At 62.3% G+C, this 25,810-nt stretch carries 21 protein-coding genes; 12 read left to right on the top strand and 9 right to left on the bottom strand.

Features of this window, described 5'->3' with window-relative positions; all coding sequences use genetic code 11:
- Positions 1–293: 293 nt before the first annotated feature.
- The 6 genes from OXG98_17145 to OXG98_17120 all read left to right on the top strand — a co-directional run bounded on the left by OXG98_17145 (position 294) and on the right by OXG98_17120 (position 7,887).
- The gene (locus OXG98_17145) at positions 294–1,364 is read left to right on the top strand and encodes a GNAT family N-acetyltransferase (GenBank protein ID MCY3773736.1); all 1,071 of its coding nucleotides are present in this window, start codon (positions 294–296) and stop codon (positions 1,362–1,364) included.
- Between the two features lie 61 nt (positions 1,365–1,425).
- Complete coding sequence (locus OXG98_17140; GenBank protein MCY3773735.1) at positions 1,426–1,836, top strand: hypothetical protein; 411 nt, start codon at positions 1,426–1,428, stop codon at positions 1,834–1,836.
- 77 nt (positions 1,837–1,913) lie between these two features.
- A complete protein-coding gene (locus OXG98_17135; GenBank protein ID MCY3773734.1) occupies positions 1,914–2,807 on the top strand; it encodes an ankyrin repeat domain-containing protein in 894 nt (297 codons plus the stop codon).
- Between the two features lie 11 nt (positions 2,808–2,818).
- Entirely contained in the window at positions 2,819–4,531 is a 1,713-nt protein-coding gene (locus OXG98_17130; protein ID MCY3773733.1) for an ankyrin repeat domain-containing protein, read from the top strand.
- A 196-nt stretch (positions 4,532–4,727) separates the two neighbouring features.
- The gene (locus OXG98_17125) at positions 4,728–5,969 is read left to right on the top strand and encodes an ankyrin repeat domain-containing protein (GenBank protein MCY3773732.1); all 1,242 of its coding nucleotides are present in this window, start codon (positions 4,728–4,730) and stop codon (positions 5,967–5,969) included.
- Between the two features lie 88 nt (positions 5,970–6,057).
- Positions 6,058–7,887: an ankyrin repeat domain-containing protein gene (locus tag OXG98_17120; GenBank protein MCY3773731.1), complete on the top strand. Its 1,830-nt coding sequence runs from the start codon at positions 6,058–6,060 to the stop codon at positions 7,885–7,887.
- Positions 7,888–7,971: 84 nt separating this feature from the next.
- Here the strand turns inward: OXG98_17120 and OXG98_17115 are convergent, their stop codons facing one another.
- The 3 genes from OXG98_17115 to OXG98_17105 all read right to left on the bottom strand — a co-directional run bounded on the left by OXG98_17115 (position 7,972) and on the right by OXG98_17105 (position 9,644).
- The gene (locus tag OXG98_17115; protein MCY3773730.1) at positions 7,972–8,298 is read right to left on the bottom strand and encodes a hypothetical protein; all 327 of its coding nucleotides are present in this window, start codon (positions 8,296–8,298) and stop codon (positions 7,972–7,974) included.
- Positions 8,295–8,720, bottom strand: a complete 426-nt coding sequence (locus tag OXG98_17110; protein ID MCY3773729.1) for a glyoxalase/bleomycin resistance/extradiol dioxygenase family protein — start codon at positions 8,718–8,720, stop codon at positions 8,295–8,297. The genes OXG98_17115 and OXG98_17110 overlap by 4 nt, the downstream gene beginning before the upstream one ends.
- A 117-nt stretch (positions 8,721–8,837) precedes the next feature.
- Positions 8,838–9,644, bottom strand: coding sequence for a helix-turn-helix transcriptional regulator (locus OXG98_17105; protein MCY3773728.1), 807 nt, complete (start codon positions 9,642–9,644; stop codon positions 8,838–8,840).
- 316 nt (positions 9,645–9,960) lie between these two features.
- Between OXG98_17105 and OXG98_17100 the strand changes: the two genes are divergently transcribed.
- The 3 genes from OXG98_17100 to OXG98_17090 all read left to right on the top strand — a co-directional run bounded on the left by OXG98_17100 (position 9,961) and on the right by OXG98_17090 (position 13,595).
- A complete protein-coding gene (locus tag OXG98_17100; protein ID MCY3773727.1) occupies positions 9,961–11,481 on the top strand; it encodes an ankyrin repeat domain-containing protein in 1,521 nt (506 codons plus the stop codon).
- Between the two features lie 344 nt (positions 11,482–11,825).
- Positions 11,826–12,101, top strand: coding sequence for an oxidative damage protection protein (locus OXG98_17095; GenBank protein MCY3773726.1), 276 nt, complete (start codon positions 11,826–11,828; stop codon positions 12,099–12,101).
- A 33-nt stretch (positions 12,102–12,134) separates the two neighbouring features.
- On the top strand, positions 12,135–13,595 hold the full coding sequence (locus OXG98_17090; protein ID MCY3773725.1) for a CUAEP/CCAEP-tail radical SAM protein: 1,461 nt from the start codon (positions 12,135–12,137) through the stop codon (positions 13,593–13,595).
- Between the two features lie 55 nt (positions 13,596–13,650).
- Here OXG98_17090 and OXG98_17085 read toward each other — a convergent pair whose 3' ends face one another.
- The 6 genes from OXG98_17085 to OXG98_17060 form a co-directional block, all read right to left on the bottom strand.
- Complete coding sequence (locus OXG98_17085) at positions 13,651–14,850, bottom strand: hypothetical protein (protein ID MCY3773724.1); 1,200 nt, start codon at positions 14,848–14,850, stop codon at positions 13,651–13,653.
- A gap of 4 nt (positions 14,851–14,854) precedes the next feature.
- Positions 14,855–16,048 (bottom strand): hypothetical protein, encoded by a 1,194-nt coding sequence (locus tag OXG98_17080; protein ID MCY3773723.1) that lies wholly within the window; start codon positions 16,046–16,048, stop codon positions 14,855–14,857.
- Positions 16,049–16,188: 140 nt separating this feature from the next.
- Positions 16,189–17,154, bottom strand: coding sequence for a paraslipin (locus OXG98_17075; GenBank protein ID MCY3773722.1), 966 nt, complete (start codon positions 17,152–17,154; stop codon positions 16,189–16,191).
- A gap of 68 nt (positions 17,155–17,222) precedes the next feature.
- A complete protein-coding gene (locus tag OXG98_17070) occupies positions 17,223–17,654 on the bottom strand; it encodes an NfeD family protein (protein MCY3773721.1) in 432 nt (143 codons plus the stop codon).
- A gap of 38 nt (positions 17,655–17,692) precedes the next feature.
- Entirely contained in the window at positions 17,693–19,063 is a 1,371-nt protein-coding gene (gene odhB, locus OXG98_17065) for a 2-oxoglutarate dehydrogenase complex dihydrolipoyllysine-residue succinyltransferase (protein MCY3773720.1), read from the bottom strand.
- A gap of 187 nt (positions 19,064–19,250) precedes the next feature.
- The gene (locus OXG98_17060; protein MCY3773719.1) at positions 19,251–22,109 is read right to left on the bottom strand and encodes a 2-oxoglutarate dehydrogenase E1 component; all 2,859 of its coding nucleotides are present in this window, start codon (positions 22,107–22,109) and stop codon (positions 19,251–19,253) included.
- Between the two features lie 288 nt (positions 22,110–22,397).
- On the opposite strand from OXG98_17060, the gene argG reads away from it, so the two are divergent.
- The 3 genes from argG (at position 22,398) to OXG98_17045 (ending at position 25,771) form a co-directional block, all read left to right on the top strand.
- Complete coding sequence (argG, locus tag OXG98_17055) at positions 22,398–23,633, top strand: argininosuccinate synthase (GenBank protein MCY3773718.1); 1,236 nt, start codon at positions 22,398–22,400, stop codon at positions 23,631–23,633.
- A 32-nt stretch (positions 23,634–23,665) separates the two neighbouring features.
- Complete coding sequence (locus OXG98_17050) at positions 23,666–24,088, top strand: VOC family protein (protein MCY3773717.1); 423 nt, start codon at positions 23,666–23,668, stop codon at positions 24,086–24,088.
- Positions 24,089–24,175: 87 nt separating this feature from the next.
- A complete protein-coding gene (locus tag OXG98_17045) occupies positions 24,176–25,771 on the top strand; it encodes a M14 family metallopeptidase (protein ID MCY3773716.1) in 1,596 nt (531 codons plus the stop codon).
- Positions 25,772–25,810 lie beyond the last annotated feature (39 nt).

Here is a 25,810-nt window from a genome sequence, read left to right as displayed (position 1 = left end):
CTGGCCTTTAGCTGCGCTGTGCCCTCGCCGCGCCTTCGACGTGCTGCGCCTGGTGTCGCCAGATCAACGTACTTGGGACGTGGCAGGCGGACAAGCGCAATCTCCGGCACTGTTTTTCTTTGCCAGCGTGGCTGTTGGAAGATAAGTTTCCATGTACTCGGACTTGGTGATGGGCATGCAATGATCTGACCGGAAGGAATCCGACGGCGGTGGCCGAACATGACGCTGGAACCGTTATCCGTTTAGATTATCGCCGCGGGATCACCGTTACGCGTGATGGCGAAAACAGATGGATGCTCCGACGCGTCGACCGGCATGGAGAGGAACGCTGCCGGGTCGACCTGGTAAAGAAACGTCTGCGCGTGGGGCGTTCGAGGATAACGACAGGCGGGGTCTCCGGTCTATACACGCCTCCCGAACATCGGGCGAGAGGACATGCCAGCTACCTGATGGAGGCGTCCCATGATTTCCTGCGCCGCCAGGGCTGCTCCATCGTCCTGCTGAATGCCATACCCGGCTTCTACCACCGCTATGGCTACGATGTCGTGTTTCCGGTCTACCGTCTATTCGTCAGGACGGAAAGGCTGCTGCAAGCCCGGCGGCTTCTAAACGTGCGGCGGGCCCGCGAAAAGGACGAGCCGGCGCTGGTAAGGTTGTATAACCGGTGTAATCGATATCGCACAGGCACCCTGGTCCGCCGTGCCGACTGGCGCTTTACCCGCTTGGTGGACTATGGAAGACCGCCTGGGATGCTGCTGGTGGTCGAGGATAAGCGGCAGCGGGCCGCGGGGTACGTCCTGTGCCGGACGCGGACCGATCGCTATTTCGTCCAGGAATTGACCGCCCGCTCTTCCATCGCCTTCGAGTCGCTGGCTGGCGCCGTGGGCAGGAGGGCCCGCAGGGCAGGTTTTGAAAGGGTCCATTTCAAACTGCCGGTCGATCACCCTTTTGGCGAATTCTGCAATCGCTTCGGAAGCGAGTGGGAGATTCAATATCATGTGAACGCGGAGGGTATGGGGCGTATACTCGATCTTCCACGTTTCCTGGCTGCGCTTCGCCCGGAATTTGAATATAGACTGGGTAAATGGGCATGGTCAGAAAACACCCGTTTGTGGTTTGTAACCGAAATAGGGGAAGCGGGGTTGAAAATCGCGGGGAACACGGTCCGCTGCATCCTGAATCGCGAAATGGACGCGCAGGAGATCGCCCTTCCTCAGACCGTCCTGCTGCAGCTCGCGCTGGGCTATCGCACGGTTTCGGACGCGGCAAATGAAAAGAAGGTTCGCATACCGGGGACGGCGCGGCCGTTCCTGGAGGTCCTTTTCCCCCCGTCGCCGGCGATGACGCCCATGGTTGCCGAATGAAGGCGTATACTCTAACGATTACATACTCTATCAATTGCACTCTGCCGAACGAGGAAACATGATGGGCAAAACGATCAGAACCATCGTGGCCGTAGTGTTGGGCCTCGCAGTTGGAGGCGTCGTAAACATGGGGCTGATTCTGTTGAGCCCCATGGTCATCCCGCCTCCCCCCGGTGTCGACGTGACCGATATGGAGTCCTTGGCGGCATCCATGCACCTTTTCCAGTTCAGGCATTTTGTTTTTCCCTCTCTGGCCCACGCGGGCGGCACCCTGGTGGCTGCGTACCTGGCGGTGATGATCGCGTCCGGGTACCGATTGAAGATATCCATGCTGGTGGGATCGTTGTTCCTCCTCGGCGGCATCTCCAATGCCATATTGCTGCCCGCGCCCGGGTGGTACATCGTGGTGGACCTGGTCGGCGCCTACATACCCATGGCCTGGATCGGAGGCCGCCTGACTGGCAAGGAATAAGGCGCACGATCCCGAAAGGAATAAGGTGCCCGATTCCGAAAGGAATAAGGCGCGTGATCCCGAATGGTAAAACAGCAATGGTACCGAATGCAGACGAATCCTTCCTGGCCGTGTTCGCGCGAGGCGATCTCGTCGCTGCAAGGGCTGTTATCGATAGCCATCCGTCCATTGGCCGTTATGATGGCTACAAGGCTCACCCGTTGCTCAGGGAATTCGTCGCACGCAACTGCGGCCACTGCTATAAGGCGTCCCACCGGGCCATCGCCGATCTGCTGATCCCCGATCAAGTCCGTTCTTTCCGGAATGCCGTGATGGCAGACCGGATCGAAGAGGTCCGTGCTCAGTTGGCGGTAGATCCACGCCTGGTTCGCGCCGAATTCACCGGAAGCCGCGGAATCGCCCAGGCGATTCATCACTGGCGTTCCATTCCGGTCGCCATGCTGCTGCTGGACCGGGGAGCCGACGTGGACGCCCTGACCACCGTGGGCTGCGCGGGTGAAACCCCGCTCATGACGCAATTGCGGTTCGGTACGTTGGAAGGCGTACGATTTCTGCTGGACCGGGGAGCAAACCCAAATCTCGGTGGGCTTAAGCATACTCCGAGCGCATCGATGGTGGAGGGGCTCAACCTGTTGCTCCAGTACGGTTGGGACGTCAACGAGCAGGTGGGCGGCCGCACCCTGCTCCACCATGACGCCAATCACGGCGATGGCGGGAGGGTCCGTCTGCTGCTGAATCTTGGCGCCGATCCCAACATCCAGGATGCCGAGGATCGGACTGCGCTGCACCTGGTCTGTGCGAGGGGTGTCGGTTCCGAAACGATCCGGGATCTGGTCGAAGCCGGCGCCGATTTGAACGTCCGCGATCACGAGGGCAGAACCCCTTTGGACCATGCCGAGTCGGCGTCACGCGATACGGCTGCCCGCGTGTTGTTGGGATTAGACGCTGAAGGTAATGGAACCCGTGAATAGGGTGTCCGGACATGGTTGATACAGACCAGCATAATGTCGACGCGGCCATCGGCGGCCGGTATCCCGATCGCGCCGCGCGCATGGTCTTTCCCGGCAAGTTCCTCGGACGTGTGCACCTCAACGCCTGCCGGACGGGATTCATGATCTGCCCGGGCCTCGGTCCCGAATACGGCCGCCCTTGTTATGACGACCGTTGGGGAGACGAGTCCGATTGGATCGACGGCGGGGCCGCCTGGGCCCTGTTCAGGGCCAGCGTGGCAGGCGATATGAGGACCATCACGTCCTTACTCGATGACGACCCACGTCTCGTACATGCCCTGCACTGGTACGCCCAGCCGGTACACATGGCTGCCCGACATGGGCACGCGGAGGTGACGGAGTATCTGCTCGAACGCGGTGCCGATCCGGGACTGAACATCTTCGGTTCGACCTGGACGAATCTCCTCGAAGAAGCTCGAACGCGTGGTTTCAACGACGTTGCGGAAGTCATAGCGCGTGCAATGGGAGCGCGGTTTGGCTACGATCCTGCGTTCGGAGAGATCGCCGCACTGGTGAAAAGCGGCAGTGTCGACAGTGTTGAGACGGCTTTGAAAGAACAGCCCGAACTCGCTGATCGGTCCGACGAAAACGGAAACACCGGTCTTCACCTTGGTGTGCTGAACGCCCGGAGAGAAATGGTCGAACTGTTTCTTGAACGCGGCGTCCCCATTGATTCACGGCGGGCAGACCACAAGACGCCGCTGACGCTGTCATTCGATACAGGTTTCGGACACGCGCCGCCGGACCCGCAACTGGGCCTTCCAGAGTATCTCCTTGAGCGCGGAGCGTTTTACGCTATCACGGCAGCCAGCTATCTCGGTGACTTTGAACGGGTACGGCAGGTACTTTCCGAGAATCCTGGTAGTACGGACCGCGATGCGGCTTTAAAGAGTCCATTGGCCTACGCGGCCCGGACCGGGCACCAGGAGATTACCGCCCTGCTTCTAGAGGCGGGTACAGACAGCCATGCCGTGGATCAGGCGCTTTTCGAAGCCGTCTGGTATAAGCATCCAGACGTCGCCGCCCTGTTACTCGAGCACGGCGCCAACCCGAACGTCGAACTAGATTCCTGCGGATGTGCCGCGGGCACTGACGATCTCGCGATCAGGGCATTACTGGTTCGTCACGGCGCCGTGTACCCACCGTCCTGGAGCTTGGCGGAAGATGACCTTCGGGAACTGGTGGGCAGCAAGGCGACACGAATCCGCGATCCCTATCTCGTTGCAGGAGTGCTTGAAACAGGAGATGAGCGGCTGATCGATACCCTTCTGGCCGATAACCCCGATGCGCTTCGCCGCCTGGAAGAGTTGCAGTACCTGCCGGGGTGGGGCGACGACGATGCGATTACGCGCAAGCTCGTCGCCTGCGGCCTGGATCCGAACCGCCGTACATTCGAGGGGCAGACGTATCTCCATACCTGTGCCAGGCACGGCTGGGAGGCGAGTGCCCGGTCCCTGATCGAACGCGGCGCATGGGTGAACGCGCTGGACGAGAAAGACGGCCAGACCCCCCTGGCGGTCGCGGTTAAAAACGGCCGAATAGGCATGGTGCGCATGTTGCTGAAACACGGCGCCGACCCCGACCTGGCCGACTGGCCGTGGACACGGACGCTTTCGATTGCGGAGGAAACCGGCAACACGGCCATAGCCGAGGTGATTCGACGACACGGACGTAAGGAATCTTGAATCGCGTGCCTTAATCCCCAACATCCGATTCTCCTTGACCGCCGGCTCCGCATGATTTACCCTAAAGTCGGTGCGGGACAGGCCGCCTCCGGTCCGTGGACAGGGTAGAAGCCCACCTGTTGGTCACTCATCATATCGCTGTACTTCCTTCGGCCCGAAAATACGGACACCGGGCAGCCGTTCAAGGAGGTCAGCCATGTTGGAATCCGCCGTAGTACAACTCCCCGATCAGCCCAATCTGCGCCACCTCAAAGACCAGGCGAAAGACCTGGTGAGGGTCGGCTCCTGCCCGGCGCTCGCCGATGCGCTGTTCCATGTCGCGCGCCGGTACGGTTTTCCCAGCTGGCCGAAGCTGAAGGCCTACGTCGAGTCCGTCGGATCCATGGGGGCGCTGGAACAGGCGATCCTCGAAGACGACGCCGGCCGCGTAAGAGAGCTTCTGGCCGAAGACCCCGGTCTGATACACCGCGAAGGGCACTGGATCAGGCGCCGTCGGCACAATGAATACCGGCCGCTCGCCTACGCCGCGTTTTTTGGAAAGGCGAAGGTCATGGAAGTCTTGATCGCCGCCGGCGCGGATGTGCACGAAGGGGGCGACAGAGCTTTGCGGGCCGCGGCCTATTTCGATCACAACCTGGATGCCGTCGAACTGCTTCTCCGCCACGGCGCCGATCCGAATGCGACGACAGTGTCGCCGTCCGGCCGGCCATACCGGGTAATCGATTATCCCTGCATGACGCTGGCGTCCGGGATGTTGCGCCACCTCGCGTCGAAGGGCGGCAGACTGCTGCCGGAAAACGCGGGCATGATCCTGGCGACCAACGAGCGAAACCCCGGGAATAAGGCCGATTGCCTCCGCGTCATGGCGGAGTCGGGTGTCGAGTTGCCGGACACGCCGCCTTTGGCCCTGCATCTGCGGGATACGCGCCTCCTGGAGGCGCACCTGCGCAGGGATTCCCGAATGACTTCGAGACTGTTCTCCGAGAAAGCAATCTTCCCGCCAGGATTCGGTATAGAAACCCCTTCTCCATACGCCTGCGTGACCCCCCTGTCCGGCGGAGTTACCCTGCTACACATGGCCGTTGAATTCTGCGACGTCGAGTTGGTCCGGTGGCTTCTCGAACGCGGTGCCGACGTCAATGCCCCCACGGGCACGGATCAGGACGGGTTCGGCGGCTGGACGCCCCTGTTTCATGCCATGGCAACCCTGCACGCGCCGCGCCATTTCCCGGACCTGGCGGAGTTGCTTCTCGAGCACGGCGCCGACCCGGCGATCAGGGCGTCCATACGTAAACCTGTGCCAGAAGGGGAGGCGGTGACTTGGAGGAACGTCACGGCCATCGAATACGCACGCGAATTCGTCTACCCGGATCTGGTAAACGACGACGCGCTTCGGCGGGTATCGCAGGCAATCGGGGCCGTTGACGAATCATGTTGACGGCAACGGCCGGACTCCTGTTTCAAGTCCACGAGCGCAGTTGATCCGGCAACGATCGACACCGGGTTTATTTCGGGTTCAATTGCACATGGCGGCTACCCATCATTGTCCTTCCAGATTGTGGCCCTACCCGGCCGTTCAGGCTGAAATCGAGCATGAAGCCCTGAGCCTGGTCGAGGGGTATAAATCCGGCGTAGACGAGGCCGTGGCGGATGTCCGCCGCTATGGATCCACCGTCGATCCTTCATCGTTCCGTCTAGACGATGCCCGGGACGTGCTGGCAAAGAGTTACGGGTTTCCGGGCTGGGCGCAGGTAGAACGATTCTTTCAAACGGTAGAGCGTTTTTCGCGCAGTCCCAACGTGGAACCCACACCCCCGGACCGATGCGGCGCGGAGGGGCTAGTCGATGGTTTCCTTCGTCTCGCCTGCCTGACCCAGGGCGCCCAGGATCACCCGTCGAGGTGGGCGAGGGCCCGGACCATGCTGGATGCCCATCCGGAACTTTCCCGGGTGAGCATTTACGCCGCTGCCGCGGCCGGTGACGGCTCAGCCGTGAGCACTTTTCTGAAAGCAAGCCCCGAACTTGCGAAGACTCCGGGCGGCCCCCATGACTGGGAACCGCTGCTTTACGTGGCGTTTTCTCGTCTGGACCAGGGGTCATCGGGACATTCAGCCGTCGAAGTAGCCCGGTTGCTGCTCTCCGGTGGCGCAGACCCGAACGCGGGCTATCTCTGGGCCGGCTTCCCATGTCCGTATACCATCCTTACCGGTATATTCGGCGAGGGGGAAAACGGTCCCACGAGGTGCCCACCGCACCGGAATTGCTACGACCTGGCGGAGATCCTGATCAAGGCCGGCGCCGATCCGAACGACGCGCAGACGCTCTACAACCGGATGTTCAGCCGTGACGACGAACACCTGCGGTTCCTGTTCGCCCATGGACTTGGAGAGGAAAGGGACCGGTCCTGGCACCGGCTGCTGGGCGAGCAATCGCGGGGGTGGGTGAGCAGTCCTATTGACATGCTGGCCTATCAACTGCAGTGGGCCGCCCGATGGAACTACCAGGAAAGGGTGAAGTTGCTGGTCGAAAACGGGGCAGATGTAAACCGGCCATCTCACCGGCCTGATGCGCGATCACCTTACGGCGAGGCCATCTATCACGGGAACGAGGCCATCGCCGAATACCTGGCGGCCTGCGGGGCGAAGGTATTTCCGCTGAGCGATCTGGACCGGTTCGCCTGCGCATGCATCAGTGGAGACACGGACCGTGCCCGCGCGTTGCTCGCACGCGATCCATTACTGATTAGAAAACTTGGCGAACGCGGTAACGCGCTCATGGAGAACGCCATCGGGTCGGACAACCGGGAAGCGGTCCGGCTGATGGCCGAACTGGGCTTCGACGTGAATGCCTGCGGAATGCACGAAGCGGCCCGCTACGGCCACCTGGACATGATCAAACTGCTGGTCGAGCTCGGGGCCGATGCGTCTGTAAAGGACTCGGGTCACGAGATCAGCGCCCTGGGCTATGCCAGCCACTACCAGCAGGACCACGTGATCGACTATCTGGCGCGGTTTGCCGGAATACACCGGGCCGTCCAGTCGGATCTGCTGGGCCCCGTTCAGGAGCTGCTGGGAAATGATTCCGCCTGCGCACGCGAGCAGGACGATACGGGGAACACGCCGCTGCACTGTCTCGACGTGGACAACCGGATGGAAGATACGGAGGAGATACTCCGTCTGCTCGTAACGCACGGAGCCGATGTCAATGCCAGGAACAAAGAGGGCCTGACACCGCTCGACAGGTTGGAGCGTCTTGCCGGTTTCAGTCGAAGAGACGATCTGGCCGAATTGCTGCGCGGGTATGGGGCTGTGGAATCAGACGTCGCCGAAGAGTCGAAGGACCGCCCGGCGTGCTGAATCGGCACCGGCGTCCTGACACGGCGTCGGTCCTGTCGAATCGAACGACGCCCCGTCTTAGTGAGCCCTCAACTGTTTCCGGGTTTACTTTCCCCATTTCGAAACGACCAGGCCCGCCAGCAACCCGACGACAATCCCCGGAGGCACGATCTCGACGTAGGATCCCGTGGAGACCGCCGCGAGAAGAGAAAGGACCGCGCCCACCGCGCCGCCGGCCATCACGTTCTTGCCGACCCCCTCGACTCTGCACGCTATAACGCCGACCAGTAGACCCGTGACCAGGCCCTTCGCCGTTCCCCACACGATGATCTCGGTCATCATGCCCTGGGCCTCGGGAATCAGGAAAGCGGACAGCCCGTCCAGCAGGCCGAGCACCGCGCCGGCGATCAAACCCAATGGTACGCGCTTCATGACGGCTGCTCCGGTGTATTCAGGTGACAGTTGAACATCCAGTTTGTGCCGAATTTGTCCGTGATCGTTCCGAAACGAGCACCCCAGAAAGTATCCTGTAGCGGCATGGTCACCTCGCCGCCGGCGGACATGGCGTTGAACGCCTGCTCGATTTCATCCACGCTCGCGAAGTCGATCGACAACGAGATGTTGGTATCCGAAGGGACCGTCTCAATATGGTCGGACCCCATGATCACATTATCGCCGAACCGGAGAGACACGTGCATGACCTGTCCCACCATGTGGTCGGGGATTTCCATGCCGATGTCCTGGTCCCTGCTGTAGTAGCTTATGGTAACGAACTCGCCGCCGAGACAGTCCCGGTAAAACCCGAGCGCCTCCTCGCATTGTCCGTTGAATGCCAGATAGGGTACCAGTTTCACGATAGGTCTCCTTGCTGTAAGCCACCGCGCGGGTGACGGATTCGCCAACGTCAAATAACTGTCATGATAAAAGATACAACACGCGGCGCGTTAAAATTGTAAAAAAGAGACATTGGGCTAAAGTTCCGCGAATTTCACGTTGTTTTTTTCAAAGAACGCCTTCGGGGTAAACCCGGTAAAGGCGTTGAACTCCCGGATGAAATGGGCCTGATCGAAATACCCGCATTCGTGGGCCAGATGGGTCAGCGTCTTTCCCCGGTACCTGTCCAGATGATGGCAGATGTTCAGGAACCGGCTGATTCGGGCAAAGGTCTTTGGCGTCGTGCCGACCGTAGACGCGAACTTCCTTTCCAGTTGCTTTCTGGATAGACCGACGCGTTCACCGACCTCTTCTATGGATAGTTGCCCGCCGCCGGACCGGATGAGCTTGACCGCTTCGTCGAGCGCGCCATCATCCCTGCGGTGCTCCTTCAGCCGGTCCAGCAGGAACTCCTGCACGACACGGGCGAAGTCCGCGCCGCCCGGTGTCTTGCGGAGTTTCTCCATCAAATCTTCGTAATGCATCGGCCAAAGTGTCCGGGTGCTCACCGTGTCGTCCAGAAAACCACTGACGGGTCGGTCAAAGAAATGGTAGGCGCCCCACGGATAGAAGCGTACCGACACGAAGCCGGTCCTTCCGTTGGACTCGATTTCTATGTACTTGCGCATCTGGGAGATCGCGAAACTCCGCGGCTGGACCATGCTTTTCCCACCCGCCACGGTCGTGATCCACGGATCGCCGTAGTGTAAAACGATCTCCACGATGCCGTCCGGCACGATGAGCGATTTCGGCGCGTGGTCGCCCTCGTGCTCGGACTCCATCATCCAAACGAGTTGAACGTAGGGGGCCAGACTGGCGTGCGTTTCGAATTCCCGATAGATCATGACTGATGCGATAAGTAACGGGAAAAGGCGCCCGCGTCAAGCCGGCGCGCTTGCCGGCCTGGAGCCACAACCCGGACTGAGGTCCAGCTGTCGTCCGCCATCTTTCCGCCCTCGTTCCGCCGGACGCTTTCTCTTGACGCGCCTTCTGTGGCGCCTGTATATTGCCAGTAATCGGCGTGTGCAGGACGCCGCCCGTCCGCGGAAAGAACACAAGTTCACCTGTATCGGTTCCCATCTGCCGTGGCAACCTTCTTCTTGCCCGTTCGGCGGACGCACGGGTGTTCCGGCGGTCTCATGATCGCCTGAAGGAGGTTCCATGTCCTCCCTGCCTTCCAATCCCGATATACGCCATCTCAGGCTGCAGGCGAAAACGCTTCTGAAATCTGCGCGCAGCGGCGAAGAACATGCCGTCGACAGAATCCGGTCGGCCACCGGAGCGCGGCGTGGCCGTCTCGTGCTGTCGGACGCCTATCACGCCATCGCCAGGGAAAATGGGTTCGGGTCCTGGCCCCATCTCAAGATCCACTTCGAAATCGTCGCAAGGAACCTGGATGAAAAGCGGGAGATGTTTCTGTCCTCCGCCTGGGTATGGGGCGACCGGAAACGCGCCGAGGCCGTGCTCGAATCGGCGCCGGAACTTACCCGGGGAGATATCCACGCCGCCTGCGCAGCCGGGGACGTGGATGCCGTCACAGACATCCTGGAGACCGATCCCGCCGCGGCCACGACGAAGGGCGGCCCGAAAGACTGGACCCCGATCCTCCACGCGGCGTGGTCCTGCTTTCTTTCCGAGCGTGCCGACGCCATGGTCCGCGTTCTGGAACTCCTGCTGCGGCATGGCGCCGATCCGGACAGCTACTGGGTGAACGATGACGACTGGAAGGAGTCGGCCCTCTACGGATGCGTGGAAAACAACTGCGTGCCGGCGGCCCGGGTGCTGGTGGACGCGGGCGCCAATCCCAACGACAACGAGTCCCTGTACCACGCCTGCGAGAAGTTCAATCTCGAACTGCTGGAGACGGTCGCGGCGAACGGGCTGGACGCAGAAGCTGTTTCCTATTGCATCAAGCATGTCATGGACATGAACTGGACCGAGGGCATCAGGTGGTTTCTCGACCAGGGCGCCGATCCCAACGCCATCCATCCCGCCGACCGGGAAACGTCCCTGCACTGGGCCGTAAAGAGAAACAACTCGGCCTTAGTGATCGGCGCGCTCCTGGAAGCCGGGGCGGACCCCAACGCCCGCACGTCTACCGGAAAGAGCACAGCGCTCGGGATCGTCGGGTACACGCCGCTCGACTTCGCCCTCCGGCTCGGCCGCGGTGAGGTCGCAGCGCTCCTCCAACGGCATGGCGCGGTGCCGTCCCCCATGTCCGAATACGATCGCTTCGTAGTCGCGTGCGGCAATGCGGATCTCGAAACCGTGGAGCACCTGAAAGATCGTTACCTGGCCGCCTTGACGGACGATGACCGGACCCTGATCAGTCACGTGGGCCAGGTGGACAACTGGGACGCGGTTCGTCTCATGGCGGAACTCGGCTGGCCGGTGGACGCCCGGGGCTGGATGGATGCCACGCCCCTCTACTGGGCCCTGTGCAAGGGAAATCCCGAAATGGTCGATTTCCTTCTCCGGCGGGACGTCTCCACCGAACCCATCGGCGGATACTTCCAGGACCCGATTCACACCGTGATTCACTGCCAGTGGAATCGGGACAAAGGCGAATACCCCGACGCGCTCGGTCTACTGCTCGACCATGGGCTCAGTGTCCCGGAAGGACGCTATCCCACCGGCAATGCCGCCATGGACGCGGTGCTGTCGCAATACATCGAGGACTGAAGCGGAATGCGGCGAAACATCGGAGGCCCCCGGACGGGTTGGGCGGGGCCCTCGTCCAGGAGTTTCGCTTCGAGACGGGGAGTTTTTGCCGCGAGGTCCGGGCGCTTCGCTTCGAGACGGACGCTTCACATCGATGCCGGACGCTTCACATCGATGCCGGACGCTTCACATCGATGTCCGGGAATCTTGCTTCGATCTCCGGGCGCTTTGTTTCGATGCCGGGTCTCGTCCACGGCCAACTTGACAAACAATGGGCGGACCGGTATATAGCCTGTGTTGTAACGCAAGCGATACCGACCGGCATATGATCAGCGAAGATTACGCCCGTTACGAGGAGGCCCGGCATGGCCCGCATGGTCCAATGCGCCAAGCTCAACGAGGAACTGGAAGGACTCGACTTCGTCCCCTTCCCCAACGAACTCGGCCAGCGCATCTACGATAACATATCCAAACAGGCCTGGCAGATGTGGATCAACTATTCGGTCATGGTCATCAACGAGTACCGCCTGAATCTCGCCACGACCGAGGGCCAGGAAGTCTACGACCGGCACCTGGAAGAGTTCTTCTTTGGCGAAGGCGCCGAGATGCCGCCGGGATACCGTCCCCCTCAGACGAAGTAACCCCGGTCGTCGCCGCCGTCCCGTGGTTTCATCATGAAGCGTGACGATGATATCCTGCTCATCTCCTGCTATGAACTGGGCCATCAACCCTTCAGCCTGGCCTCACCCGCCGCCCGCCTGAAGTCCGAAGGATATGACGTCGCCGTAGTCGATGCCGCGATCGAGCCGGTCCCGGAGGATATCGTCCGCCGGGCCGGTTTCATCGGAATCTCGGTGCCCATGCACACGGCGATGCGGGTCGGGATGGACCTGTCGCGCCGTATCCGGAAACTCAACCCCGGCGCGCATCTTTGCTTCTACGGACTCTATGCCACCCTGAACGCCGATTATCTCCTGTCCCACGGGGCCGACTCGGTGATCGGCGGAGAGTTTGAACAGCCGCTTTGCGATCTGGTCGGCCGGTTGTGCGGTGGCGAACCGTCAGTGGCGGCCGGAGGTCCCGCAAAGGCCGGCGGTCCCGCATCGGCGGGCGGTCCAGTTTCAGCCGGAGGTCCCGCGTCGGCCGGCGGTGCGGCTGCCGCTCCGAATCTCTCCCGCCAGACCTGGTTGGTCCCGGACCGCGATACGCTGCCCGGTCTGAAACGGTACGCCCAGTTGGACAACGGCGTGGAATCGCTTCCCGCCGGCTACACCGAGACCACGCGCGGTTGCCTGCATACCTGTCTGCACTGCCCGATCACGCCCGTGTACAACGGCCGGTTCTTCGCCGTGCCCGCCGACGTGGTGCTCGCCGACGTGGACCAGCAGGTGCGCATGGGGGCCCGGCATATCACCTTCGGGGACCCGGATTTCCTGAACGGCCCCACCCACGTCCTGCGTATCTTGCGCAGGATGAGCGACGCCCACCCCGGCCTCACCTTCGACTTCACCACCAAGATCGAACACATCCTCCGGCACGCGTCCTTTTTCTCCGAAGCCCGGGATCTGGGCGGCATTTTCGTCGTATCGGCCGTGGAATCGGTCAGCGACGTGGTGCTGGAGCGCCTCAGGAAAGGACACACACGAGACGATATCGTCCGGGCCCTCGCCGTCCTGCGCGACGCGGAAATTCCCATGCGGCCCTCGCTGGTGGCTTTCACGCCCTGGACGACGCTGGACGACTACCTGGATCTGCTGGATTTCGTCGAAGTCCACGACCTGGTCGACCACGTCGACCCGGTGCAGTATAGCATCCGCCTGCTCGTACCGCCGGGGTCGGCCCTGCTGGCTGAACCGGATACCCGGTCATGGATCGGCGCGCTGGATGAAGCCGGGTTCACCTACACGTGGCGCCATGGCGATGCGCGCATGGACCGTCTGCATCAACGGGTTTCCCGTCTCGTGGAGGAGGCGGACGCCTCGGGAGAGGAAAGAGACAATCGAAGTTTGTTCCACCGGATCAGGTGCCTGGCGGCGGAAGCGGCGGGCGTCGAGGCGCCCACGGAGCGGCCTTTTCAAGACCTCCCGGTCAAACGACGGCGCGTTCCCCGGCTGACCGAGGCCTGGTTCTGCTGAGCGGAGCCCACGGCGAGCCGGAAAGGCTCGTTCATCTGATCTTCGCTGATCCGGTTCAGGAAGTATATCCGTCTTGGGCGGCGCCGCAGTGCTGCGGCCGGGCCGGCGCCCGGTACTGCACGCGGTGATCGGGCGTCTCCAGGCGGATGCCGCCCCGCTGCTTCGACGTGAGGCAGTGGTCGAGGATGCCGCAGACGGTGAGCGTCCGTTCCACCGGGATCGGAGACACGCCGGTCTCGAACATCTCGTCGATCCTCGACACCAGGCAGGCGGAATAGGTGACCGGCGGGGTGGGCGGCAGGAAGAACTGGGTCGACTTCGGATCGGGTTCGCCCTTCAGACGGGCGGCGAAACAGTAGTCGCCGATGGCGCCGTTGAGCATGAGCAGCGTGGTCTGCAGTCCATCCACGTGTTCGATGAAGTACGCGGCAGGCTCCTCGGCGAGACGGCGCAACTCTCCCGTGCCCAGCAGGTCCTGGGTACGGCCGTCCTCCTCCGTAAGCCCCTTCGGACTGTCGCAGCGGGACAGCGCCGATTCCAGCAATTCTACTGAATAGCGTCCCTGCTCGCCCGCTTCCCAGACTTCGTCACCCACGATCATCTGCACCGTCCTGACTCCCGTTTCGCCTCCCCTGCGCCGCTCGATCATGCACTGCATGGCTTCGAGGGCGTGGTAATCCATGGCGTCCGAACCGCCGACACCCACCATCAACGCTTCCTCGATATCGCATTCCAGCGGGAGTTCCAGTTCGGGCAGCCGCCAGGTCACCGGCAGACTCGATCCGGCGAGCACGGGAAAGCCGAGCCGCTTCGAATCGGCCACCATCTCCAGCCCCCTGTCGAAGCTGTAGGACAGGTTCTTGTCGTTGTAGACCGGCACCGCGCGGCCGTCCTGCTCGAACACCTCGACACAGGCCTTGAACATCTCGTACCGCGGGTAGAGTTTCTGCCCCTTCTCGTTGTTCGGATAGTCGCCGTGTTCGCAGATGATGAGAATACCGTCCACCGCCAGGGAATCCCCGCCGCACCGCAGCGCTTCGGCGATGGTGGGGTAGACCTCGAAGCCGAACTCGCGGGCGCGGCCGACACTCTGGTCGCCTTCGGGCCGCTGGTCGACGTAGAGCGACGCCACCTCCACGTCCGGCCTGTGCCAACGGCCGGACCGCGGATAGCCGACGAGAAAACGGTCCGCGAAATGCTGCGTGTGGGACAGATACGTGTAGATGGAACTGATCACGGCGAGCCGTTTGGGCATGATGTCAATATCTCCAGAACGTGGAGTTTTCGGGCGCCGGGTAGGCGACGTCGAGATGGGGCGTTTCCAACCGAACCTGTCCCTCGTGCAGGCTGTCGACCCCAGCCGCGGTCAGGCCGGTCGTCAGCAGGGTCCGCTCGACGGGATAGGCGGCCTCGCCGGTGAGGAACATCTGCTCCACGTTGTTGACCTGCGGCGAGAAGAAGTTGGCCAGCGAGGTGCGCGCGGGCGGCATGGGCAGGTACATCTGCGTCGACAGCGGCTCGCTCCGGCCCGCGAGGCGCGCCGCGAAATTGAAATCCTCCACCAGTCCGTTGAAGAGGATCATGGTGCACCTGAGCCCGTCACGGTGCTCGTAGGTATAGGCCACGGGGTCTTCCACCATCCGCTTCATCTCGTTGATGGTCGGGAAGATGTTGTTGAAGCCGTCGCGGGAGGGTTTCAGCGTGTGACTGCGACAGAGTGCCGCTTCGAATAGCTCGCGGGACCACTCTTCGTCGTGGTAGGCTTCCCAGAAGGCCTCGCCGCGCCAGGCGTGGAGCCAGGCTACGCCCGGCTCGCCGCCGCCTCGCCGCTCGACCATGCACTGCAGGGTCTCCAGGCCGTGGAAGTCGTAGCTGTCGACCCCGCCGTAGCATACGCATACGGCCTCTTCCACCTCGGCGTGCAGCGGCATGTCGACCGACGGCGTCCGCCAGGTCACCGGCAGGCTCGACCCCGCCATGAAGGCGAATCCCAGCCGCTGCGACGTGTCGTACATCTCCCTGGCCCAATCCCAGTTCCACGACAGGTGCTTGTCATTGAAAATGGGAACGGACCGGCCGCTGCTTTCATATACCTCCACGATCTCGCGGAACAGTTCGTAACGCGGATAGAGCCGCTGCCCCTTCTCGTTGGCCGGATACTCGCCGTGCTCGCCCACCAGGAGGACGCCGTCCACCTGCAGCGAATCCCCGCCCAGGGTTAGGGCGTCGGCGACCGTGGGGTATATCTTCATCTGGGGGAACCGGGCGGCCCGGTCCCTGCTGAGATCGTTCTCGCGCACCTGGTCCACGTACAGGGATACCAGGTCCATGGGCGGGTGGTGGTGCCGGCCCGCCCAGCCGTATCCCTCCAGGAAGCGGTCCACAATGTGCTGGGTGTGGGCATAGGGGTGGTAGATGGTCGTGATCGCGGCGATCTTCGGTCGGTTGGACATGGTATCGAAACGCTCCGGGGTCCTCCAGTGGTTGATGGCGCGGCCGACAAACGCGAAGCCGCGCGCCTTCCGACGTGGCTCGGCGCCTTCGGACGTAGCCCGGCGCCGTCGGACTTGGCCGGACCGCGTGTGGTCGTAAGCTAGACGCGTCCCCGGTCGCCGTTGTCCGCCGCCCGGTCGCCGTTGTCCGCCGCCCGGTCGTGCTTGATCACGGACATGGCCGACGCGATGATGGAACTGACGTCACTGAGATTGGAGGGTATGATCAGGCTGTTGCCCGACTTGGCCAGGTTGCCGAAGGTTTCGATGTACTGCTCGGCCACCCGCAGCTGCACGGCCTCGTCGCCTCCATCCGACTTGATGGCGCCCGCTATGGCGCGGACGCCCTCGGCCGTGGCGTTGGCGACGGTGAGGATGGCCTGGGCTTCGCCCTCGGCCTCGTTGATCTGCTGCTGCTTCTTGGCCTCGGATTCCTTGATGACTTTCTGCTTCTCGCCTTCGGCCTGGTTGATGTTGGAGTCGCGCATCCCCTCCGAATTCAGGATCGCCGCCCGTTTTTCGCGCTCCGCCCGCATCTGTTTCTCCATGGCTTCCAGGACGTCCCGGGGCGGATTGATGTTTCTGATTTCGTACCGCAGGACCTTTACGCCCCAGGGATCGGACGCCTTGTCCAGTTCGCTGACGACGGCAAAGTTGATGGCGCCCCGCTCTTCGAAGGTTTTGTCCAGGTCGATCTTCCCGACTTCGCTTCTCAGGGTGGTCTGGGCGAGTTGCGTGATGGCCATGTCGTAATCGGCTATGCCGTAGGAAGCCCGCTCGGCGTCCAGCACCTGCATGTAGAGTACACCGTCCACGCCGACCTGGACGTTGTCCCGCGTGATGCAGAGCTGTTCGGGGATGTCGATGGACTGCTCCTTCAGCGTGTGCCGGTAGGCTACCCGGTCCACGAAGGGCAACAGGATGTAGAAACCGGCGTTCAGCGTCTTGCTGTATTTGCCCAGCCTTTCGATCACGCGGGCTTCCTGCTGCGGCACGACGATGATCAGGTTTCTCAGGAATATGATCGCCGCGACCGCGACGACGATGGTTACTATCAGACCTTCCATTACAGGTTCCTTCCGGCGCGATTAGAAACGGGCGAGGTCGTACATAACCCCCGCTACCATCCGGGCTTTTACGCGCCCTTTACCCAGAGTGAAACGCCTTCAACGCGTTCGACCACGCAGGCCTGTCCCTTTTCGATAAGCGATTCGCCCTTGTTCACGGCGTTCCAGCCCGTGCCCCGCACTTCCACCTTGCCGGTGCCGCTGGCCGGGATGTCCTCAAGGGCCCTGCCGGATTCTCCCTCCAGGGTGTTGATCTTCGTGGCGGGCTCTTGAGGATTCAGCCTTTCGGTCAGTGTCCGCCGGAACAGGACGAGAGAGGCGATGGAAAAGACCGAAAACAGGAGAAACTGAACCCAGGTCGTCTCCACCAGGCCCGCCCAGGCCAGCACGCCGACTACGAGCGCCGCGACGCCGAAGAACAGCAGGTAAAAGGCGCCCGGCGTGGCCATCTCGGCCAGACAGAGCAACACGCCGCCAATAATCCAGACCCACCAGGCCATCAGCCCCTCCCGGAATCAGGTAAATCTCCGTCAGAACTTCACACTTCGAGCAGCAAAGCCGCGGGCACTTCGATCAGGGACTTTACCTTTCCCAGGAACTGCACGGCTTCCCGGCCGTCAATGATCCGGTGATCGTAGCTCAGCGCCACGTACATCATGGGCCGGATCACCACCTCTCCGTCGACGGCCACGGGCCGGTCGTCGATTCGGTGGAGTCCCAGTATGCCCACCTGCGGAGGGTTCAGGATGGGCGTGCTCAGCATCGAACCGAAAACCCCGCCGTTCGTAATCGTAAAGGTGCCCCCGCGCAGGTCCTCCAGCGACAGTTTGCCCTCGCCCGCCTTTGCCGCGTACTGTCTGATATTGCTCTCGATCTCCGCGAATGACATACGGTCCGCGTCCCGCAGGACCGGTACCACGAGCCCGTCTTCGGCGCCCACCGCGATCCCGATGTCGTAGTAGTGTTTCCTGACGATCGAGTCCCCGCGGATTTCGGCGTTGAGCTCCGGAAAGTCCTTGAGCGCCCCGATCACGGCCTTGACGAAAAAGGACATGAATCCCAGCCGCACGCCGTGCCGTTCCTCGAAGGCCTCCCGGTTCCTGCGGCGTATCGTCATCACCGTGCTCATGTCGATCTCGTTGAAGGTCGTCAGCATCGCCGCGGTCTGCTGCGCTTCCACGAGCCGGCTGGCGATGGTGCGACGCCGCCGGGACATGGGTACGATCTCCTCCCGTTCGTCATCGGCCGTCCCGGCGCCGGCGGCGCTTCCGGTCGGACGCATGGTTTCCCCGGCACCCGTTTTCGGTTCGACGGTCTCCCGTACCGGATCGGCGGATGTCTCGGCAGGCGCGTCCGGCCCCGCCGTCTCGGCAACCGCTTTTTCCTTTCGTTCCGTTACGGCCCGTTCCACGTCCTCCCGGCGTATTCTACCGCCCATCCCCGTCCCTTCCACGCCGGAAAGGGATATGCCCGCTTCGTCCGCCATGCGCCGCGCCACGGGGGTTATCCGGTCGTCCGAAAGGGCCTCGGGCTGCTCCTCAGTACCCGCGTCGCCGGCGACTGCCGTGACAGGCTCGTCCGTATCGTCCACCGGCCTTTCGGCTTCATTCGCCGCATCCGGGGCCTCCGCGTCAGGGGTGTCCGCGCCGGCCTCCGTCGCATCGGCCGCGGCGCTATCGTCGAGTACCCCGAGCAGGTCGCCGATTTGGACGTCCTCGCCCGCCGCCCGTTCGATGCGCGTCAGGACGCCGCTATCGTTGGCGTTTACCTCGAGCGTGACTTTTTCGGTTTCCAGTTCCAGGAGCGCCTCGCCCACCGTAACCGAATCGCCTTCCTTTTTGAACCATTGGATGACGGTTGCTTCCACGATGGATTCACCCAGTTGCGGCACGGTGATGTCGATGGCCATTTCACTCTCCCTGGGTATTCATTTCATTTGCGACAGACTGTTTCAGCCGCCGGGACATCCGCGATACAACTTTTTTCGACCAGCAGGAAGGGACGTGTCCGGCAACATGCGCGAAATGCCGGACAACATGCCCGAATCGCCGGACTCATCCCCGAAGCGAACAAGATGCGCCAGGCGCCGCGATCTGTCAATTCATCTCGATATTTCCCGATGCGCCCATGGCAAAGGCCATTTTGGCGAGGTTCTGCTGGTTCCGGTTGTGAATGGCCGTCGAGCCCTCCGAGGGAACCGCGCTCGGCGGACGGGAAACGCGGTAAATCGGACACCGGCCATCCAGGGCGGATTCCAGGACCTTGCGGATGTAGTCCCAGGCGCCCATGTTCTCCGGTTCTTCCTGGAGCCAGACGACTTCCTCCAGATTGGCATACCGGCCTATGATCTTCACCAGCTGGTCCGTCGCCACCGGATAGAGTTGTTCTATACGAACGACCGCGGCGTGCGTTGCGCTTTTCCATTGCTCGTCGTTCATCAGGTCGACATACACCTTGCCGCTGCAGAACACCAGCCGGCGGATCTTTTCGGGATTTGCCTCCGCCCTGCCGTCTTCGATGATCGGCCTCCATTTTCCCTCCGCCAGTTCCCGTGCCGAAGAAGCCACGTCCGGATGGCGCAGCAGACTCTTGGGCGTCATGATGATCAGGGGCAGCGGGTCGGACTCCAGGAGCCTCGACTGGCGCCGCAGCAGGTGGAAGTACTGGGAGGCCGTGGTACAGTTGGCGACCCGGATATTGAAATCGGCGCCGAAGGAGAGGAAACGTTCCATGAGTCCGCTGGAATGATCCGGCCCCTGTCCCTCGAATCCGTGGGGGAGCAGGATGGTCAGGGACGAGGTCTGTCCCCACTTGGCGCGGCCGGAAACGAGGAATTCGTCGATGATGATCTGGGCGCCGTCCACGAAGTCGCCGTACTGGGCTTCCCAGAGTACGAAACGCTCCGGCGCCTGGATGCTGTACCCGTATTCGAATCCCAGGGCGGCGTACTCGGTCAGTGGCGTGTTTCGCGTCTCGAAGGAGGCGTGCGCCTGCGGCAGCCGGCGCAGCGGCGTCCAGGCCAGGTCGGTCTTGTAGTCGTGCAGCACGTTGTGCCGCTGGCTGAAGGTCCCCCGCTCCACATCCTGGCCCGTAAGTCTGACCGGAACCCCATCCTCGATGATGGAGGCGAAGGCGAGGGTCTCCGCTAGGGCCCAGTCTATTTTCCGTGCGTCCACGTCGTCCAGCGCCCGCCGCCGCCGTTCGATCACCCGGTTCAGCCTGGGATGCAGGGCGAAGTTTTCCGGGAACGTCCAGAGCGCTTTATTCAGGTTCTTGAGACGCCGCATGGAAACGGAAGAGCGTGTGCGCTTCGCGGTGCCCGATCTCGGGGTCTTGTAGTAGGGTTCCACCAGCACTTCTTCCGGTTTCAGTTCATCCAGCATCGTCTGCATGCCGTTCATGCGGTCGGCGACCATTTCCTCCGGCTTTTCCGCCTCGATCCGTCCCGCCGACACGAGCCGTTCGGCCCACAGCTTCCTCACCGTCGGATGGGCTTCGATCCGCCGGTAGAGACTGGGATGGGTGAGCGAAGGATCGTCGCCCTCGTTGTGGCCGTGCCGGCGGTACCCCACCAGATCGATGAGGAAGTCCTTGCGGAACTTGACGCGGTAGGCGTAGGCGATCCTTGCGGCCTCCAGGCAGGCCATGGGGTCATCGGCGTTGACATGGATAATGGGTATCTCGAATCCCCGCGCGATGTCGCTGGCGTACAGGGTGCTGCGGGACTGTTCCGACGGCGTGGTGTATCCGAGCTGGTTGTTGGTGATGAGGTGTATCGTACCGCCCGTACGAAAACCCGGGACGCGGTACAGCGTGAAGGTTTCCGCCACGACGCCCTGGCCCGCGAAGGCCGCGTCGCCATGGATCAGGATGGGCAGGTTCCGCTCGGGCAGCGGCCGGACGTCCCCCGGCAGGTTGACGATCGTCCCCGCGGCGCGGGCCATGCCCTCCAGCACCGGATTGACGGCTTCCAGGTGGCTGGGGTTCGGCGCAAGATGGATATGCAGATCCACTTCCGCGCCCGTATCGTCCTGGTACATCCGCTGGGCGCCGCTGTGATACTTCACGTCGCCGGTCCACCCCGTGTCGTTTCCGGTCTTGTTGACCCGCCGGACCGGGTCCCGGAATTCGGCCAGGATGTGTTCGTAGGGTTTGTGCAGTATATGGGCGAGCACGTTGAGCCGGCCCCGGTGGGCCATGCCGATCAGAATGTTGCTGGTGTTGTTCTCCGCGGCCTCGGCAATGACCCCGTCCAGGATGAGGATCATGGTGTCCAGGCCTTCGATGGAGAACCGGGTCTTGCCGGGAAAGGTCCGGTGCAGAAACTGCTCGAAGACCTCCACCTCCGTGAGACGGTCCAGGATGGCCAGCGCGCTGTCGTTGTCCTCCGAGGGCCTGAACCGCCCCGTTTCCGCCGCCTCCTGCAGCCATTCCCGTTCTCCAGGGACTTCGATGTGCATGTAGTCGTAACCGGTGGTGGACGAATAGACGCGCTTCAGTCTCCTGAGAGCCTCGGACGCGTTGCCGCACTGTCTGCTCACCGGACCGCCGATCAGGGAAGAAGGAAGCTGGCGCATCGTCTCTTCCGTCACGCCCTGCGCCTGGAGTTCCAGTTCCGTCAGAGGGTCGCCCAGCGCCGTGTCGTCCTCGGTCGCGAAAACGGAATAGGGAAAGTACCTGGGGTCGGCCAGGGGATCCAGGTGAGCGCCGAGATGTCCATATTCGCGGACGTTCTGGGCCAGATTGGCGATGAATACAATCTGGTCGATATCGGCGGGACAGGCGGGGAAATCAGCAGACGGCCCGCCGGAAGGATCACCGTCCAGGGAGGGCACGTGCCGGGAGAAGAGCTCACGGGTGGCCGCGTCGACGGAATCGGGATCCTCGAGGTACCGCTCGTACAACGCGATCACGTAGCCGGCGTTCGGACCATGAAACTCGCGCAAGAGATCCAAGCGAAATCCTCCCTCTGGCGACTATCTCGACACGGGTGGTTGAACAGTGTCCGAAGCCTGATCAGGCGAACGCCGAAACGCAGGTTCATCTCCCGTTTCAACCCGCCAAAGAAGATAGGCCCGCCCGCCCGGGAAGGCAAATGAATTGTAGGGTTGGGAACCGGATGGTAAAGCCCTTGACGAAGGGTCGGATTCCCGAATAGTACCTTGACTTTTGACCTGAGTGCGCGTTACTTCGAGATTTCGGTCGCATACCTTGCCAACCGGCTATCTCGGGAGTTGCGAATCATGGATCTGAGCAGTCTGAAGGGCAGGACCGTCGGGGCGGCGGTATCCGGCGGACTGGACAGTTGTACGGTTACGCGCTGGCTCGCGGACCACGACGTCGACGTCGTCTGCGTTACGGCCGATCTCGGCCAGCCGGACGAAGAACGCATCGACTATGTCGCGGAACGCATGATGCGGTGCGGCGCGAAGGAAGCCGTGATCGTGGATGCGAAGGAAGAACTGGCGCGGGCCGGCGTCGAGGTCATCCAGTGCCAGGCCATGTACGAGGGGAGCTACTGGAACACGACCGGAATAGCCAGACATATCACCGTGCGGACCCTGCTGCCCGAGCTCAAGAAGCGCGGCATCGATATCCTGTCCCACGGCGCGACCGGCCGCGGGAACGACCAGGTCCGGTTTCAACTCGTCGCCAACATGATCGATCCATCGGTAGATGTCTACGCCCCCTGGCGGGATCAGGCTTTCCTGGACGATTTCCCCGGGCGGAAGGAAATGATCGACTTCTGTGAGAACCGGGAGTTGCCGATACAGGCTTCCCATGAAAAACCCTATTCCACGGATGCCAATATCCTCGGACTGACCCACGAGGCCGGCCGTCTCGAGTCGCTCGAAACCCCGGCCGGTTTCATCACGCCCGGCATGGGGGTCCATCCCCGTGAAGCACCCGATGAGCCCGAACTCCTGGCCGTTCGATTCGAACGGGGCGTACCGGTCCGGATAAACGAAGATCCGGTCACGCCGCTGTCGGCCATCGAAACGGCCAACCGGATCGGCGGCAGAAACGGCATCGGGATCGGCATCCACACGGTGGAGAACCGGTTCGTTGGCATCAAGAGCCGGGGCGTCTATGAATCGCCGGCCATGACGCTCCTCGGACAGTGCTACGAGTTCCTGCTGCAGCTCATTCTCGACCGTCGCGCGCGGCGTACCTTCGACCAGACCTCGGTGGTGATCGCGGAGCAGATCTACCAGGGCTACTGGTACGATCCGTCCACCCAGGCTCTCCGGGCCTCCGTGGACGTGTTCAACCGGCTCGCCACGGGGACCATCCGGGTCGAACTGTACAAGGGACGCGTGTCCTTCGTGTCGGCCGAAGACGTCCCTCACTCGCTCTATTCCGAGACGACGGCGTCCATGGAGGGCGTGGGAGACTTCGACCACAAGGATTCCGAGGGGTTTCTCGGCGTGTTGGGCGTCAGCGCCAGGGCACTTAAATCATCCAGCCAGACGCAATAGCAAGGTAGGCAAGACAACGGGAGATTACGCCCATGCCAGTGGGAACGAAGAACCAGGCGATTCCCGGCTGCGGTACGCATCACGTGGCCATCCAGTCAAGGGACTGGGACGCGTCGCTGCAATTGTACCGGGATGTCCTCGGGATGAAATTCGTGGCGGAATTCGGACCGGAGGAGCGCAGGATCATGCTCCTCGACGCCGGGGACGGCAGCCACATCGAGTTATTCCAGCCCACAGGCGAGACCCCGTCGCCGGGAGGCGAAGCGCCCAACGACCCGGTCACGCATATCGCCCTGGCCACGACGGATACGCGGGCCGCGATCGAACATGTCCGGGCCCATGGATATGAAGTGACAGTCGAGCCGAAAGACCTGAATCTCGGGGGACTGGATGTGACCATCGCCTTCTTCAAAGGCCCCAGCGGCGAGGTGATCGAGTTCTTCCAGGTGCATTGACCCGCCGCCGCAGAAGCGCAGCACTGAAACCGACTCGTCCTGGTTTATGAATGCCCATAAACTCCTTTGCGGGCAAGGTACGATCCCATGTATCGATTTCTCACTGCATTGGCGCTGGTCCTGGCGGCCGTTAACACGGCTACCGCCCAGGACTACGATGTTTCCGAACTCCAGACCCGCGCCGAGTTCTCCTATTTCGACGAGACGACGCGGTACGAAGAGGTCATGTCGTTCCTTCGGGCCGCCGTGCTTGCCTCCGACCGGCTCCATCTGACTGAATTCGGTTACACGACCGAAGGCCGGAAATTGCCCCTGCTCGTCTATGGCGACGTCTGGGATGCGACCCCCGGGGAGGTTGCCGGGACCGGCAGAACGCGGGTATTCGTCCAGGCGAACATCCACGCGGGAGAGGTCTGCGGCAAGGAAGCCCTGCTGATGCTGATCCGGGAACTGGCTTCCGGCGCATACGCCGACTGGGCCGATTCGCTGGTGGTACTTATGGCACCCATCTACAACGCCGACGGCAACGAGCGGATCAGCCTGTACAACCGGCCCCGTCAACATGGACCCGTAGGGGGCATGGGACAGCGCCCCAACGCCCAGGGTTTCGACCTCAATCGCGACCACATGAAGCTGGACGCCCCCGAGGCGCGGTCCCTCGTGCGGCTCATGAACGAATACGATCCCCACGTGCTCATCGATCTCCACACGACCAACGGCACCGTGCACGGCTATCACCTGACCTACTCGCCGCCGCTCAACCCGAATACCGCCGATCCCATCATCGACCTGTTGCGGGAGCGGTGGCTGCCCGAAGTGCGCGACGCCATCCGGGAGACCTACGGATGGGAATTCTACTATTACGGAAACGTGCCGAGGGCCGGATCGACCCGTGAACCGGGCTGGTATACCTTCGATCATCGACCCCGGTTCAACAACAACTACGTGGGGCTCCGAAACCGTATCGCCATACTGAGCGAAGCCTATTCCTACGCGACGTTTGAAGAGCGCATCCTGGCCACCCTGGCGTTCGTGAAGGAGAACCTGCACTACGCCCACCGGCACGCGGCCCTGATCCGCCAGACCCTCGAAACGGTCGACCTGGAAACGGTCGTGGGTCGGGATATGGCCGTCCGTTCCGAGTTCGCCCGGTCCGCGAAACCGGTCGACATCCTGCTGGGTGAAGTCTCGGAAACCCGTAACCCGTACACCGGCGAGGTCATGTATCTCAGGGAAGAAACGCTGATTCCGACTTCGATGTACGAGTATGGACAATTCGCCGCGGTGGAGACAGAGCGCGCCCCCAGGACCTATTTCGTGCCACCCTCCCTGGCCGTCGTGATCGAACGGCTCGGGGCCCATGGAGTCTGGTTCGAGGAACTCTCCGGTCCGCGTGAGATGGCGCTGGAGCGATTCAGAATCGATTCGACGCGGGCGGCCGAGCGGCCCTTCCAAGGAAGACACGAGCGGACTCTTTCCGGCGCGTACGAGCCCGTGGTCCGGACGCTGGAAGCCGGCACGCTGGTCGTGCCGGTAGACCAGCAACTGGGCAGGCTGGTCTTCTACCTGCTGGAACCCCGGTCCGACGACGGCCTGGTCGCGTGGGCCCTTATGGATGATGTGCTCGAGGACGCGACTTACTATCCCATACTGCGCGAGCCGGCGGACCGGCAGCAGCCCTGAAGGACCGGCAGCGGCCCTGAACCCTCACACGACGGAGCC

The sequence above is a fragment of the Gemmatimonadota bacterium genome (assembly GCA_026706345.1).
Classification (GTDB): Bacteria; JAAXHH01; JAAXHH01; order JAAXHH01; family JAAXHH01; genus JAAXHH01.
Note: the sequence above shows the minus strand (reverse complement) of the source record. Positions and strands in the feature narration are given on the sequence as shown.

Excerpts from the sequence above, each read along its gene's own strand:
- OXG98_17145 (MCY3773736.1), top strand. The coding sequence starts at position 294 with ATGCTCCGACGCGTCGACCGGCATGGAGAGGAACGCTGCCGGGTCGAC.
- OXG98_17140 (MCY3773735.1), top strand. The coding sequence starts at position 1,426 with ATGGGCAAAACGATCAGAACCATCGTGGCCGTAGTGTTGGGCCTCGCA.
- OXG98_17135 (MCY3773734.1), top strand. The coding sequence starts at position 1,914 with ATGGTACCGAATGCAGACGAATCCTTCCTGGCCGTGTTCGCGCGAGGC.
- OXG98_17130 (MCY3773733.1), top strand. The coding sequence starts at position 2,819 with ATGGTTGATACAGACCAGCATAATGTCGACGCGGCCATCGGCGGCCGG.
- OXG98_17125 (MCY3773732.1), top strand. The coding sequence starts at position 4,728 with ATGTTGGAATCCGCCGTAGTACAACTCCCCGATCAGCCCAATCTGCGC.
- OXG98_17120 (MCY3773731.1), top strand. The coding sequence starts at position 6,058 with ATGGCGGCTACCCATCATTGTCCTTCCAGATTGTGGCCCTACCCGGCC.
- OXG98_17115 (MCY3773730.1), bottom strand. The coding sequence starts at position 8,298 with ATGAAGCGCGTACCATTGGGTTTGATCGCCGGCGCGGTGCTCGGCCTG.
- OXG98_17105 (MCY3773728.1), bottom strand. The coding sequence starts at position 9,644 with ATGATCTATCGGGAATTCGAAACGCACGCCAGTCTGGCCCCCTACGTT.
- OXG98_17100 (MCY3773727.1), top strand. The coding sequence starts at position 9,961 with ATGTCCTCCCTGCCTTCCAATCCCGATATACGCCATCTCAGGCTGCAG.
- OXG98_17095 (MCY3773726.1), top strand. The coding sequence starts at position 11,826 with ATGGCCCGCATGGTCCAATGCGCCAAGCTCAACGAGGAACTGGAAGGA.
- OXG98_17090 (MCY3773725.1), top strand. The coding sequence starts at position 12,135 with ATGAAGCGTGACGATGATATCCTGCTCATCTCCTGCTATGAACTGGGC.
- OXG98_17085 (MCY3773724.1), bottom strand. The coding sequence starts at position 14,850 with ATGCCCAAACGGCTCGCCGTGATCAGTTCCATCTACACGTATCTGTCC.
- OXG98_17080 (MCY3773723.1), bottom strand. The coding sequence starts at position 16,048 with ATGTCCAACCGACCGAAGATCGCCGCGATCACGACCATCTACCACCCC.
- OXG98_17075 (MCY3773722.1), bottom strand. The coding sequence starts at position 17,154 with ATGGAAGGTCTGATAGTAACCATCGTCGTCGCGGTCGCGGCGATCATA.
- OXG98_17070 (MCY3773721.1), bottom strand. The coding sequence starts at position 17,654 with ATGGCCTGGTGGGTCTGGATTATTGGCGGCGTGTTGCTCTGTCTGGCC.
- odhB (MCY3773720.1), bottom strand. The coding sequence starts at position 19,063 with ATGGCCATCGACATCACCGTGCCGCAACTGGGTGAATCCATCGTGGAA.
- argG (MCY3773718.1), top strand. The coding sequence starts at position 22,398 with ATGGATCTGAGCAGTCTGAAGGGCAGGACCGTCGGGGCGGCGGTATCC.
- OXG98_17050 (MCY3773717.1), top strand. The coding sequence starts at position 23,666 with ATGCCAGTGGGAACGAAGAACCAGGCGATTCCCGGCTGCGGTACGCAT.
- OXG98_17045 (MCY3773716.1), top strand. The coding sequence starts at position 24,176 with ATGTATCGATTTCTCACTGCATTGGCGCTGGTCCTGGCGGCCGTTAAC.